Annotated in this window: 17 protein-coding genes; all 17 read left to right on the top strand. The window is 44.7% G+C overall.

Annotation, left to right across the window (positions count from 1 at the left end; genetic code table 11):
• Nucleotides 1–40 precede the first annotated feature (40 nt).
• A complete protein-coding gene (locus tag GC097_RS24770) occupies nt 41–2,113 on the top strand; it encodes a chemotaxis protein CheA (protein WP_171685974.1) in 2,073 nt (690 codons plus the stop codon).
• A gap of 26 nt (nt 2,114–2,139) precedes the next feature.
• Complete coding sequence (locus GC097_RS24765) at nt 2,140–2,601, top strand: chemotaxis protein CheW (RefSeq protein ID WP_171685973.1); 462 nt, start codon at nt 2,140–2,142, stop codon at nt 2,599–2,601.
• Nucleotides 2,602–2,604: 3 nt separating this feature from the next.
• Nucleotides 2,605–3,225 carry a chemotaxis protein CheC gene (locus tag GC097_RS24760; RefSeq protein WP_171685972.1) on the top strand — a complete coding sequence of 207 codons (621 nt, stop codon included), beginning with the start codon at nt 2,605–2,607 and terminating at the stop codon, nt 3,223–3,225.
• Nucleotides 3,222–3,716, top strand: a complete 495-nt coding sequence (locus GC097_RS24755) for a chemotaxis protein CheD (RefSeq protein ID WP_171685971.1) — start codon at nt 3,222–3,224, stop codon at nt 3,714–3,716. Before GC097_RS24760 ends, GC097_RS24755 begins: the two co-directional genes overlap by 4 nt.
• On the top strand, nt 3,716–4,150 hold the full coding sequence (locus GC097_RS24750; protein ID WP_171685970.1) for a hypothetical protein: 435 nt from the start codon (nt 3,716–3,718) through the stop codon (nt 4,148–4,150). The genes GC097_RS24755 and GC097_RS24750 overlap by 1 nt, the downstream gene beginning before the upstream one ends.
• A 19-nt stretch (nt 4,151–4,169) precedes the next feature.
• Nucleotides 4,170–4,958 carry a FliA/WhiG family RNA polymerase sigma factor gene (locus GC097_RS24745; protein ID WP_171685969.1) on the top strand — a complete coding sequence of 263 codons (789 nt, stop codon included), beginning with the start codon at nt 4,170–4,172 and terminating at the stop codon, nt 4,956–4,958.
• A gap of 32 nt (nt 4,959–4,990) precedes the next feature.
• Nucleotides 4,991–6,400, top strand: a complete 1,410-nt coding sequence (locus tag GC097_RS24740; RefSeq protein ID WP_171685968.1) for a flagellar assembly protein A — start codon at nt 4,991–4,993, stop codon at nt 6,398–6,400.
• Nucleotides 6,401–6,418: 18 nt separating this feature from the next.
• Nucleotides 6,419–6,742 carry a hypothetical protein gene (locus GC097_RS24735; RefSeq protein ID WP_171685967.1) on the top strand — a complete coding sequence of 108 codons (324 nt, stop codon included), beginning with the start codon at nt 6,419–6,421 and terminating at the stop codon, nt 6,740–6,742.
• 41 nt (nt 6,743–6,783) lie between these two features.
• Entirely contained in the window at nt 6,784–7,362 is a 579-nt protein-coding gene (locus GC097_RS24730; protein WP_246294441.1) for a hypothetical protein, read from the top strand.
• The gene (locus GC097_RS24725; RefSeq protein ID WP_171685966.1) at nt 7,355–7,861 is read left to right on the top strand and encodes a hypothetical protein; all 507 of its coding nucleotides are present in this window, start codon (nt 7,355–7,357) and stop codon (nt 7,859–7,861) included. The genes GC097_RS24730 and GC097_RS24725 overlap by 8 nt, the downstream gene beginning before the upstream one ends.
• Before the next feature lie 249 nt (nt 7,862–8,110).
• Nucleotides 8,111–8,809, top strand: a complete 699-nt coding sequence (rpsB, locus tag GC097_RS24720; protein ID WP_171685965.1) for a 30S ribosomal protein S2 — start codon at nt 8,111–8,113, stop codon at nt 8,807–8,809.
• Between the two features lie 105 nt (nt 8,810–8,914).
• Nucleotides 8,915–9,565, top strand: coding sequence for a translation elongation factor Ts (gene tsf / locus GC097_RS24715; protein WP_171685964.1), 651 nt, complete (start codon nt 8,915–8,917; stop codon nt 9,563–9,565).
• 87 nt (nt 9,566–9,652) lie between these two features.
• Nucleotides 9,653–10,378: a UMP kinase gene (gene pyrH, locus GC097_RS24710; protein WP_127451020.1), complete on the top strand. Its 726-nt coding sequence runs from the start codon at nt 9,653–9,655 to the stop codon at nt 10,376–10,378.
• Nucleotides 10,379–10,381: 3 nt separating this feature from the next.
• Entirely contained in the window at nt 10,382–10,936 is a 555-nt protein-coding gene (frr, locus tag GC097_RS24705; RefSeq protein WP_157321196.1) for a ribosome recycling factor, read from the top strand.
• A 94-nt stretch (nt 10,937–11,030) separates the two neighbouring features.
• A complete protein-coding gene (uppS, locus tag GC097_RS24700; protein WP_171686364.1) occupies nt 11,031–11,774 on the top strand; it encodes an undecaprenyl pyrophosphate synthase in 744 nt (247 codons plus the stop codon).
• 80 nt (nt 11,775–11,854) lie between these two features.
• Nucleotides 11,855–12,649 carry a phosphatidate cytidylyltransferase gene (locus GC097_RS24695; protein ID WP_171685963.1) on the top strand — a complete coding sequence of 265 codons (795 nt, stop codon included), beginning with the start codon at nt 11,855–11,857 and terminating at the stop codon, nt 12,647–12,649.
• Nucleotides 12,650–12,673: 24 nt separating this feature from the next.
• A complete protein-coding gene (locus GC097_RS24690) occupies nt 12,674–13,819 on the top strand; it encodes a 1-deoxy-D-xylulose-5-phosphate reductoisomerase (protein ID WP_171685962.1) in 1,146 nt (381 codons plus the stop codon).
• Nucleotides 13,820–13,917: the final 98 nt, after the last annotated feature.

Below are 13,917 nucleotides of genomic sequence, written 5' to 3'. Positions count from 1 at the left end.
AAGCAAGTTACTTAAGAGATTCTATTGGAGGTGTGTGGTTTTGGAACTTAGTCAATATTTATCCATGTTTATCGATGAGTCGAAAGAGCACTTGCAAGCTTTGAATGAGAACTTACTAAGTTTGGAAAGCAACCCTCAAGATATTAGCATTGTACATAATATTTTTCGTTCTGCACATACGTTGAAGGGGATGTCCGCAACCATGGGGTTCGAGGATATCGCATCCCTGACGCATGAGATGGAAAACGTTCTGGATATGGTTCGGAACAGTAAAATCGAAATGAACTCCTTTATTTTCGATTGTATTTTTAAAAGCTTGGATTCTTTAGAATCTATGGTTGAAGACATTATTCAAGGGGGCACCGGGAAGGCTGACGTTTCCCCGATTGTCGTCTCTCTTCGGTCTATTGTGACCGGTGAATACAAAACAGCTCAAACGGCAGCCGTGACTGCGGTTAAGGAGCCGGTGAAAGGCATCGAAGTAGATGAATTTCAATTTTCGATCCTTCAACAATCCATTGAGGCGGGCTTCCTTGTTTTTTACATTGAAGTTAACGTGAATGAGAATTGTGTGCTGAAAGCCGCACGCGCCTATATGGTTTTCGATGCCTTGGAGAGAATGGGCGAGATCGTCAAAGCGACTCCGTCCGTGCAAGAAATCGAGCAGGAGAAATTCGATCGCTCGTTCTCGCTCTACTTCATTTCCAAAGTGGATCAAGCATCGCTGGAAAAAGAGATTTTAAATGTTTCCGAAATTGAATCAGCTGTCATTATTACGGTGGATTCAGAGTCATTGGCCGAATTATCCCGTCCACGCAGTGAAGTTGAGGCTGCCAGACAAGAAATCGCTGCTGCGATTGCTGCGGTTGAAGCGCCAGCTCCTGCCGCTGCAGCGGTAAGCGCGCCAAAAGCAGCGGAACCTGCTGCGGCACCTAAGCCGGCTGCTGGCGGAGCGCCGGTAGCAAGCCGGACGATTCGCGTTGATATTGAGCGGCTGGACGCGCTAATGAATCTTTTTAGTGAATTGCTGATTGACCGCGTGCGTTTAGAGCAGTTAGCTAGCGAAGTCAAGCGCAACGATTTAACGGAAACCGTTGAGCACATGTCCAGAGTGAGCAGCGACTTGCAAAATATTGTTTTGAAGCTGCGCATGGTGCCTGTGGATTCCGTTTTCAACCGGTTCCCGCGCATGATCAGAGATTTGGCCAAATCGCTTGATAAGAAAGTAGATTTGATCATCACCGGAGCGGACACCGAATTAGACCGCACCGTCATAGATGAAATTGGCGACCCGCTAGTCCATTTGCTTCGTAATGCTGTGGATCATGGCATTGAATCGATCAGCGACCGTGTGGCTGCAGGCAAAAGCGAACATGGAACGATTCAGCTTCGCGCATTCCATAGCGGCAATCATGTATTTATTGAAATCGAAGAAGATGGCCGAGGTATTTATAGAGAAAAAGTATTGAAGACTGCGCTTAAAAATGGCCTAGTTACTGCCGAACAAGCTGCAAAGCTGACCGATAAAGAAGTTTACAACCTATTGTTCGCTTCAGGCTTCAGTACGGCAGAGAAAATTTCAGATATCTCCGGGCGCGGTGTAGGTCTCGATGTCGTGAAAACGAAAATTCAAATGTTAGGCGGACATGTTCAAGTTGACTCGAAGCCTGGCGTAGGAAGCAAGTTTTCAGTTCAACTGCCGCTTACGCTCTCTATTATTTCTGCGATGCTAGTACGTCTGGGCAGTGAGAAATACGCGATTCCGTTATCCTCCATCGTGGAAACTTCAGCGATCCAGAAGCAGCAAATTCGCAGCATCCATGGCAACAAAATGATCGATTACCGCAAGTCCGTTATTCCTTTGGTCTCCTTAAGCACGTTGTTTGGCGTGCCGGATTTCAACGAGGATCTTGAAGAAGAAACCGAGATTGTCGTCGTTCGCAAAGGGGACAAGCAAGTTGCTTTGATGGTGGATGAATTTATTGGCCAGCAAGAAATTGTTCTCAAAACATTAGGCAAATATTTAACAGGTCTTTTTGCCATCTCAGGCGCGACGATTCTTGGCGACGGACAAGTGGCATTGATTATTGACCCTAACGCGTTAATTAAATAAAACATAATTCTAAGGAGGGTATTACAATGGGAGAAGAAAAAAAGGTAATCGTCTTCGCACTTGCAACGGAAGAGTACGGCGTGGAAGTCGAGAAAGTCAGAACGATTGAAAGAATGCAGCCTATGACGCGTGTTCCGAAAGCACCGGAATTTATTAAAGGCGTGATCAATCTTCGCGGCGTAGTTATTCCTATTATCGATCTTCGCTCGCGTTTCGGGCTTGAAGAGAAACCTACTACGGACGCTACTCGCATCATCATCGTGTCTGCCGGTGAATTTGAAGTTGGCTTAATCGTAGATTCAGCGAATGATGTTATTGATCTGGATACTGACAATATTGACAATCCACCGGAAATTGTCGGCGGGATCAAAGCGAAATACCTGGATGGCATTGCGCGTATCGGTGAGGAACGTTTGCTTGTTCTGCTTAATCTAGAGCAGGTTCTTGACCGCAACGAAATTCAACAGTTAGAAAGATTAGAGGACTAGCTTGTGGACGTTTTTAATCAGTTGGCAGATTTTCAAATGGATGTTCTCAAAGAGGTTGGTAATATAGGCGCGGGGCATGCTGCTACCGCCCTGTCTACCCTATTAGATAAACCGATTGACATGCTTGTACCCAAGGTAAGAATGCTGCCTTTTGAAGAAATTTGTGAGAGTGTCGGCGGAGCCGAAACGGTTGTTCTGGCTATTTTCTTACGGGTAGATGGAGACGCTCCTGGAAATATGTTTTTTATTCTCAACTTAGATGCCGCCAAAAATATGCTGAGGGATCTGATTGGGATAAAAATTGAAGACCAAGAAGAATACTCGGAGTTAGAGTTATCCGCTTTAAACGAAATTGGCAACATTCTTGCCGGCTCGTATTTGTCTTCTCTTGCTGATTTCACAAACTTGAACATGCAGCCGACTGTTCCAGCACTGGCGATTGATATGGCAGGCGCTATTTTAAGCTATGGTTTATTGCAATTTGGTCAAATGGGTGATCAAGCGCTGCTCATCGATACCAAATTTTTGGAAGGGGATAATGAAGTACAAGGACATTTCTTCCTAATTCCTGATCCGGAATCGTTTGGCAAAATATTTTCGGCATTAGGAGTAGAGTCTTCATGACGCAGGAAAATTTGATTAAAGTTGGCATGGCTGACCTGAATGTTGCTCACCTGACAGGTGTATTGAAAACGACGGGGTTAGGTTCATGTGTGGGTGTTACCCTTTATGATAGCCGAGTTAAAGTAGCCGGAATGGCGCATGTCATGCTCCCTTCTTCTGAAATTGCCCGTGAAGGATCCTTAAACATTGCGAAATACGCGGATACTGCGATCCCTGAGCTAATTTCCCGAATGGAGAAACTAGGAGCTGCCGTTAGCAGGCTTGAGGCTAAGCTGGCTGGCGGAGCTCAAATGTTTGCTTTTGCAGGAAATAATGATACGATGAGAATTGGTCCAAGAAATGTTGAATCTTGTAAAGAAATGTTGAATACATACAAAATTCCAATTCGTGCAGAGGATACAGGAGCTAATTACGGTCGAACGATAGAATTTAATAGCGAAACCGGCATTCTGGTTATTCGAAGCGTGCAATTAGGAGTGAAGGAAATTTAATGATGATCGGAACTATTCGAATTAATGTCATTGTAGCAGGTTTGGCTTGTATATTTACTTTTGGCTTATCAATTGGCAATAATTTGTTTCTAACTTCCTGTCTCAAAGGCGTATATAGCTTTCTCATTTTATTTGTTCTTACGTTTGGCTTTCGATGGGTGCTAGGTCTAATGATTGGGGCTGAACACGCGGCAGGTGGAGCACAACTTGGAGATTCGGATTCAAATTCATCCGTAGGTCAAACGTTAGATATGACGACACCGGACGAAGACGCGGAAACGCGCGAGTTGTTGAAAGCAAACTTAGGCAATACCGGTACGGCGCCATCAGCCGAGATGCAATTTTCACCATTGAATCCACCTAAGCTAGTCACCAAGAATAATCTGGACCCTGAACAACTGGCGGGTGCCTTAAGGCGAATGTCTGAAGACTAAGGATGGTGAAACGTAAATCATGATCGAACAAAAGCAATCGCAACTAGCGAATTACGACTTATGGATGCAGTGGAAGGAGCACGGCTGGATTCCCGCTAAACAGGCACTGATTGAGAGTTACTTGCCTTTAGTCGATTATGTTTCCGGTCGTCTTGCCATTGGACTGCCCAAAAGTGTTTCGAAAGAGGACCTGTCCAGCTATGGCGTGATGGGTCTTATTGATGCCGTTGAGAAATTTGACTATGCCCGAGGTCTGCAATTTGAAACCTATGCTTCATGGCGCATCCGCGGCTCTATCATCGATGGGCTAAGACAAGGAGATTGGGTTCCACGTTCCGTGAGGGAAAAGGCCAAAAAGGTTGAAGATGCTTATCAAAAGCTTGAACAACAGTATCTGCGTTCCGTTACGGATGCCGAGATCAGCGACTATTTGCAGGTATCCGAGCAGGATTTTCAGCAAATGCTTCAGGATATTTCCATTACGACGGTGTGCTCCATTGATGATCCTATCCGGGAGGAAGATTCGGAAACGCGGCTTTCGCTGCTTGTCGATGAAAAGGCCAAAAACCCGGAGTTTCAGGTGAATGAGTTCTTTTTGAAAGATTCACTTGCAAAAGCGATCGAGCGTTTGACCGAGAAAGAACGCACTGTGGTTTCGTTGTTTTATTTCGAAGAGCTATCTTTGAGTGAGATCGCAGAGGTTATGAGCTTATCTCCTTCGCGTATTTCGCAGCTGCATTCCAAAGCGATTCTTCGTTTGAAAGGCGTGCTTAGCCGTCTTAAGAATCAGTTATTTCAAGATATCTAAAATAAATTGGTGAAGTTGAAGGGTGGGATTCCATGCTTGAGAGGAACATGCCTTTAGATTATTATATCAATATTTCCATCTCAGATGATAAACTGTCAGCATATTTGTTAATTAGCAACATAGATGATAGCTTTAAAGTAACCAACGCTCAATTGGAAGAGTTAGCTCAGAAAAATCACATCGTTCATGGTTTGAATCGCCAGCTGCTTGCTCAAATCGCAGGTAATCCGAAGCCTTTTTATAATCAAAAACTGGTTATTGCCGAAGGGACGAAGGCAGAGCCAGGTGCAAACGGCTATATTACTTATATTTTTGATTTTGATGAAAATGATAAAAAACCTCTAGAGCTGGACGACGGCAGGGTAAATTATAAAGAAGTGGTTTCCCTACATAATGTAAAAAAAGGACAACTGATCGGTCAGCGCTATTTGGCTACCGAAGGCACTCCCGGACGCGCGGTAACCGGTGAGACGATTTTTACGAAAGCAGGGAAAGAGGCGCGTTTCAAAATAGGTAAGAATGTCATTGCAGACGCTGAACAAATGGGGCTTTATTCTTTGATTGACGGGATGGTTGTTCGAACAGACCGCGATAAGATAAATGTGTTTCCCGTTTACGAAGTAAATGGAAATGTAGATTATAATATTGGAAATATCGATTTTATCGGAACTGTCGTTGTTCGTGGAAATGTTTTGCCCGGATTTAAAATTCGTGCTGCGGGCGATATTCGTGTGACAGGCGGCGTAGAAGCCGCAGAACTTGAAGCGGAAGGTTCAATCGAAATTAATGCCGGCATCGTCGGCCAAAATAAAGCACACGTCAAGGCCGGCAAAAATGTGAAAAGCTCTTTTATTCAGGATGCTACTGTTGAAGTCTCCGGTGAATTAAGAGTCTCACAAAGTATCATGCATTCCACGATTAGAGCGGGAAAAGCAGTTAACTGCAACGGTGCGAAAGGTCTCATTGTCGGAGGCATCATCCAAGCTGGGGAGCGTGTAACCGCACGTACGATCGGGAATTCGATGTCAACGGCAACCGTAATTGAAGTAGGTGTGCTGCCAGAACTCCGTAATGAAATGATCCATTTGCGGAATCAGCTCAGAGTCTATATGGAAAATATGGATAAGACAGATAAAGCGCTCACGCTGCTGGATTCATTAGCCGCTGCGGGACAACTTACCCCGGATAAAGTAGCGATGCGCGTTAAGCTGAATCATACGAGAAAACAAAGCATCGAAGAGCAAAATACGATTAAGGAACGTATTCTTGAGATTGAAAAATCGTTAGAAGACTCTGAAAAGGCGAAAATCGAAGTTTTGTCCACCATATATGGGGGAACCAAAATCGTCATTGGCCGTTATACCAAATTCATCAAAGATCCAACAAACCGTATGACATTCCGTCTAGTCGACGGTGATATTTCGATGAGCGCCACTGTGTAGTGAAGGAGAGGGTAAGCGATGAGTTTGAAGGCCATCGATTTACAGTTCGCTGTTCACAAGAACGATGAGGCAGGGATTCGGCAGAATCAACTGATGCAGAAACCGCGTCAGGATGAAACGATCTTAGAGAATCAAGCGGCTCAATCCACAGAGAAGGATCGGCACCGCAGCAGTAAGCTTGAAGAAAGCGCGCGTGCGGATATCAAAGATCATGGCGGGCAGAAGCAGCAAATGTCTGAACGGAAATCCAAAGGCGGAAAACTGTCGCCCTCAAGCTCATCTGAACCTGATCATCTGCCGAATCACCCATACAAAGGGCATCATATAGATCTATCTTTATAAAGCATTATCTCATTAATAGAAAAAGGTGAACACAGGTGGCCATGCAGCCGTGGATGTATGTCGTACTTTTAGGCTTGGTCTTGATTGTCTACGCGCGATTTCTGCCGAAGGAACAAGAAACAGCCTCCGGGAAGCTGAATGTTGTTCAGGAGATTGAGGAAACGATAGAGCACTTTGCAGCGGAAATGGACGAGCAGAATCAATCGCTGCTGGACTTGTTTTCGAAGACGAAGCAAGATTACGAAGTTGAGCTTGCCAAGCTGGCAAACAGGCTGGAAACTTTGGAAAAGCAAAAACAGGAGCTTTCACAAGAGTTAACGAAAGTACATGTTAATGAACAAGTGAATGCCGCTTCTATTGCTTCTATTAATCAAGCGTTTGGTCACCAAGTTGCCGCGGCTGCGTCCCCTTCCTTGGACCCTGCTACAGCTGTCGAGCCAACCGCCGCCAAAGAGCAAGTGTATTCGGGATTGAGTATGAAAAGCAGATATGCCGAGCTTTTTTCTTTGCATGATCAAGGAAAAGGTGTGGAAGCGATCGCTAAGAAACTAGGGATGAATAAAGGTGAGGTCAGTTTGATCCTCCAGCTTTCCCGACAGGAGGAGCGGACCCGTGTTTAAAAATCGTTCATATATGTTAGGAATCGGAACTGGCATCATTGTTGGGGCTCTGCTGCTTCAACTTATGTCAGTCCGGGCAAGCGCCCCCGGTCCATCCAGCTTAGCTCTCGAAGAAATGGATCCGACCAAATTGAAAGAGGAAGCCGCCAAGTATTATCAAGTTTTCGATAAAAACGCGAAGGTGTATACGCAGACAGAATTGGATGCCGCCGTTCAAAAAAAGGTGAAAGAAGAAACGGACAAGCTGGCTGCAGCAAAGGCGCAAGAACCGCCTAAAGTTGAAACCGTAAATAGAACGGTTATTTATGTTCAGCCCAATCTTGACGCAACGGCCGTCGCCGAGCTGCTCGTGAAATCCGGACTGATCACCGACCGTAAGGCGTTCGCAACAGAGCTTCAGAAGCAAGGCGGTAACACCAAGCTGCAAGTTGGTTTTCATGTTTTTGAAGGCCAAGTAGATATGCAACAAGTCGTAACCAATTTAATAACAGCCCAATAAATAGGCGCTCAAATGGATCTTTTCCCAAAGGTCTATTTTTATTTTTTTCGCTTCCGGACATCCCGTTATAGAGCTTAATGTCGATCTCGACAAAAGGTTGCATAGGGATTTGAGTTGTGGTATATTTATTCACGGTGTTAAAAACTCACGCCAGTCAATTTGCATAATGGTGCTTACTTTGGTAAGTTTTATGCAAAGATGCGACAGGCGGCGGATACCAAATAAACCATTTTAGAGGAGGGATTGGGGATGGCAGTTATCTCCATGAAACAGCTTTTAGAAGCTGGCGTACATTTCGGTCACCAAACACGTCGTTGGAATCCGAAAATGGACAAGTACATTTTTACTGAAAGAAACGGAATTTACATTATCGACCTACAAAAAACGGTTAAAAAAGTTGAAGAAGCATACAACTTTGTTAAATCCGTATCTGAAGATAATGGCACAATCCTTTTCGTTGGAACTAAGAAACAAGCGCAAGATTCCGTTGCTGAAGAAGCAGAGCGTTGCGGAATGTTCTTCATCAACCAACGTTGGTTGGGTGGAACGCTTACTAACTTCCAAACGATTCAAAAGCGTATTGACCGTTTGAAAACTCTTGAAAGATGGGAAGAGGACGGTACATTCGAAGTTCTTCCTAAGAAAGAAGTTATCATTCTCCGTAAAGAGAAAGAGCGTCTTGAGAAATTCTTGGGCGGAATCAAAAACATGAAATCTTTGCCTAGCGCACTATTCATTATCGATCCACGTAAAGAGCGTATTGCTGTTGCAGAAGCTCGTAAATTGGGTATCCCAATCGTTGGTATCGTTGATACGAACTGTGATCCAGACGAGATCGACTACGTGATCCCAGGTAACGATGATGCGATTCGTGCAGTTAAATTGCTTACAGCGAAAATTGCTGATGCAGTTATCGAAGCACACCAAGGCGAACAAACAACAGCTTAATTTATAGGAACATGAAAAGGGTGGTTGGAAGGTGTAACAGCCTGTCACCACCCTTTTTTTAAAAAGTGCAGTACATATTAAACAACTAACGGGAGGTTTCTTTCAATGGCAGTTACAGCAGCACAAGTGAAAGAATTACGTGAAAAAACAGGCGCAGGAATGTTGGATTGCAAAAAAGCGCTTGAAGAAGCAAATGGTGATTTGACGAAAGCAGGAGAACTGCTTCGTGAGAAAGGTCTTTCTGCTGCAGCGAATAAAGCTGGACGTATTGCTACAGAAGGTGCCGTTGAATCTTACATCCATGCTGGCGGTAAAGTAGGCGTGCTTGTTGAAATTAACTGTGAAACTGACTTCGTTGGTAAAACAGATCAATTCAAATCTTTCTGCAGAGACATCGCTATGCACATCGCGGCTGCAAGCCCGATTTACGTGCGTCGTGAAGAAGTGCCGACAGAAGCTTTGGACAAAGAGAAAGAAATTCTTCGCAACCAAGCTTTGAACGAAGGCAAGCCTGAAAAAATCGTTGATAAAATGGTTGAAGGCCGCATCGGTAAATACTACGAAGAGTTCTGCTTGATGGAACAGTCCTTCATTAAAGATCCAGACAAAACAATCGAGCAACTGTTGAACGAGAAAATCGCTACAATCGGCGAGAACATCTCCATTCGTCGTTTCGTACGTTTTGCTCTTGGTGAAGGCCTTGAGAAAAAACAAGAGAACTTTGCAGAAGAAGTTATGTCCCAAGTTAAACTATAATAGCTATTTCAAAAAGATGGAACACTTGGTGTTCCTTCTTTTTTAGCCAAGAAGTTTGTTCATGCATGGAAACGGAGGTTATACAAATTGGGTCAACCTTTTTACAAAAGAATAGTGCTCAAGTTGAGCGGCGAAGCTCTGGCTGGACAGCAAGGGTATGGCATTGATTCAGAAGTCATTACCTCCATTGCCCAACAAGTGAAAGACGTTGTAGAATTAAACGTGGAAGTCGCTATCGTTGTAGGTGGCGGTAACATCTGGCGCGGAATTGCCGGCAGTGAGAAAGGCATGGATCGTGCGACAGCGGACTACATGGGAATGCTTGCGACTGTTATGAATTCATTAGCTCTGCAGGATGCATTGGAAAATATCGATGTGCCTACAAGAGTACAGTCCTCCATTACGATGCAGCAAGTGGCCGAACCTTATATTCGTAGAAAAGCAATTCGTCATTTGGAAAAGGCGAGAGTTGTTATTTTTGCGGCAGGCACAGGGAATCCGTACTTCTCCACAGATACGACAGCGGCTTTAAGAGCTGCTGAAATTGAAGCGGAAGTTATTCTTATGGCCAAAAATAAAGTGGACGGCGTCTACTCCGCAGATCCATTCAAAGATCCGACAGCTAAGAAGTTTGAAACGTTGACCTATATGGAAGTCATTAGTAACAATCTAGGTGTCATGGACTCCACCGCTTCTTCCCTATGTATGGATAACAACATCCCGTTGGTGGTGTTCAACATTACAGAAAAAGGGAATATTAAACGAGTGGTCCTTGGCGAGAAAATAGGGACTACAGTTAAAGGGAGTGTCTAATCGATGCCACAGGCAGTGAAAAAGAACGCAGAAGACCGTATGGATAAAGCCATCGGCGCACTGAAAAGAGATTTGACTTCGCTTCGCGCAGGTCGTGCTACACCTTCTTTATTGGATCGTATTCAAGTGGAATATTACGGAGCAATGACACCGGTGAATCAACTGGCGAATTTAACGACACCTGATTCACGTACTTTGCTTATTCAACCATGGGACAAAAGCTCCATGTCTTCAATCGAGAAAGCGATTATGAAATCTGATTTAGGACTGACGCCATCCAACGATGGTATCGTTATTCGTATTGTCATCCCGGCTCTAACGGAAGAACGCCGTACGGATCTCGTTAAAATGACAAAGAAATTCGGCGAAGAGGCCAAAGTTGCTATCCGCAACATTCGCCGCGATGCCAATGATGAGATCAAAAAGCTTGAAAAAGCAGGGATCTCTGAAGATGAGTCCCGTAAGCATCAGGAAGATATCCAGAAGTTTACGGATAAATTCGTAGCTGAAGTTGAGAAAGTTTTGGCTGCTAAAGAAAAAGAAATCATGGAAGTATAAGATAGATATGCCCCCGGGTAGTCGCTGGGGGTTTTTCATCTTTCCCTAGTTGGGAGGAACAACAGTGCTCAAGCGATTAAAGCAATGGTTTGGAATGAAGGATCAGCCGGCTTCTGGCGTTATGCCAGAAATTGAAAGAGACAAAGTGCCTGCGCATGTCGCTATCATTATGGATGGAAATGGCCGTTGGGCGAAACAAAGAGGTTTACCTCGTGTAGCGGGACATCATTCCGGCATGAAAAACGTAAAGAAAATTACGATGGCAGCTAATGAGATCGGTGTCAAAGTATTGACGATGTACGCTTTTTCTACAGAGAATTGGAAAAGACCCAAGGAAGAAGTCGAATTTTTGATGAAGCTTCCACAAGAGTTTTTTCCTTTGGAGATAGAAGAGCTGATCGAGAATAATGTCCGCATCCGAATGACGGGGTGGAAAGAGGGTTTGCCTGACTATACGTTAAATGCGATTGAGGGAGCCATCGAACGGACGAAAAATAATACAGGACTCATTCTGAACTTTGCCTTAAATTATGGCGGACGCAAGGAAATAATCGCCGGTGTGCAGGATATGATGCGGGACGTACAAAGCGGAAAGCTGCAGGCGGATGAGTTGGATGAAGCGCGCTTTTCATCGTATATGCTTACTTCAGATTTGCCGGATCCTGATTTGTTAATTCGTACGAGCGGTGAGTTGAGACTTAGCAATTTTCTGCTTTGGCAATTAGCTTACTCAGAGCTGTGGTTTACTGAGGCTTATTGGCCGGAATTCACGGAATCCTTATTTATGCAGGCTATCGCTGAATACCAACGCCGCGGGAGAAGATACGGAGGACTGTAAGCGCTCCTTCTATTCTCCCGGACGGTGATGTCAAACGAATTGCTGCCGGATTTGAAGTTGTACATCTAGGAGGATTCAACTTGAAACAAAGGATCGTCACAGGGGTCGTTGCTGGGCTTGTTTTTATTTCGTTATTAGTATTGGGCGGTTATTGGTACGCAGGTTTAATCGTATTGCTCTCGATTCTCGGATATCGGGAATATCTTCAAATGAACGGCTACTCGAAGTATAAATTAACAAGCTTTGTTGGATTAATTGCACTATTGTATATGACAATACCTTGGGAATTCGCCGGGATAACAGCGCCTATTTCTACAAGTGCGATGATTTGGTTGGTTATGTTCTTACTTCTATTCATTACGGTAGCTTCAAAAAATAAAATTACGATCGATCAAGTATCGGTCATTTTGTTAGGCGTCGTATATATTGCTTTTGGCTTCTATTATATGATTGCTGCGCGTTTAGCAGAGCACGGCTTGTTCTGGACAATCCTAGTCTTTGTTTGTATATGGGCTTCGGATTCAGGCGCTTACTTCGTCGGTTCCAAGCTAGGCAAACACCCGCTGTGGCCGCAAATTAGTCCTAAGAAATCAATTGAAGGGGCAATTGGCGGCGTTGTTATTTCCATGATTGCAGCACTCCTATTCGCTTGGTTCGCTCCGGATTTACTTGGAATAGGCAAAGCATTGGCGCTCGGCTTCATGATCGCTGTTGTCGGACAAGTTGGCGATTTGATTCAGTCTGCTTACAAACGTGTAAAAGGCATCAAAGATACAGGGACATTGCTGCCCGGGCATGGCGGTGTGCTGGATCGGATGGACAGCTGGCTAATCGTGTTTCCATTTATTTATTTAATCGGAATTGTTCCTATGTAATTGTCGCAGGCGAGGTGGAAAAGGATGAAACGAATTGCCATTTTAGGGTCAACAGGGTCTATCGGTACGCAAACCTTAGATATCGTTCAACATGCCCCGGAGAAATTTCAAGTCGAAGCTTTATCCGGCGGTTATAATACAAAGTTATTAATAGAACAAATCAAACAGTTTAACCCGAAACTCGTTTCTCTTGCAACAAAGGAGCTAGCAGACGAAGTTATTAAGAACGTGTCGTCAAGTACGAAGGTTCTATATGGCCAAGAAGGACTTGTTGAAGTTGCCGCTGCAACTGACGCTGATTTAGTTGTCACGGCTTTGGTAGGCAGTCAGGGACTAAAGCCCACACTTGCGGCAATTGAAGCCGGCAAACATATCGGACTTGCCAATAAAGAAACGCTGGTCAGTGCGGGACATATCGTAACCGCTGCAACTCGCAAGAAGGGCGTGGCTTTGCTTCCAATTGACAGCGAGCATTCGGCGATTTTTCAATGTCTTAACGGTGAAAACGCTTCGCAAGTTTCCAAAATTACGTTAACGGCTTCCGGCGGTTCCTTCCGTGACCGGTCACGTGAGGAGTTGGAAGGAGTTACGGTTGAACAAGCCTTGCAGCATCCGAACTGGTCGATGGGCGCTAAGATTACAATCGATTCAGCGACGATGGTGAATAAAGGGCTTGAGGTGATGGAGGCTCACTGGCTGTTCAATCTTTCTTATGATCAAATCGATGTCCTGATTCATCCGGAAAGCGTTATTCATTCCTATGTTGAATTTGTTGACAACAGCATTATCGCTCAGCTGGGCAACCCGGACATGCGCGTGCCTATCCAGTATGCATTAACGTATCCTGACCGCTACGCAACACCGACGAAACGGCTTGATTTGGCTTCCATCGGCAAGCTGCATTTCCGTGAGATGGATTATGGCCGGTATCCGTGCCTGCGAATGGCGTTTGAGAGCGGCCGACAAGGCGGAACAACACCGACGGTATATAATGCTGCGAATGAAATCGCAGTGGCCCGTTTCCTCAAAGGCGAGATTACGTTTCTACAAATTGAGCAAGTGATCGAAGCTGCTTTACAGAAGCATGAGTCTATTTCAAACCCCGAGCTGGATGTTATTCATGAGCAGGATTCGTGGGCCAGGTCTTTTGCAGAGTCTATTCGATTTTAACGTGTGGAGCTAAAGTCAGCGAGAGTGGCTCGGCTCTTTTTTTCTCTGGTTACAGGTACGTCTAATTCAATCCCCCGGCTCGTATACTGTGCTAAACA

It is taken from the genome of Paenibacillus planticolens (assembly GCF_013141725.1).
GTDB lineage: Bacteria > Bacillota > Bacilli > Paenibacillales > NBRC-103111 > Paenibacillus_E > Paenibacillus_E planticolens.
This window is presented reverse-complemented; position numbering and strand designations above follow the sequence as displayed.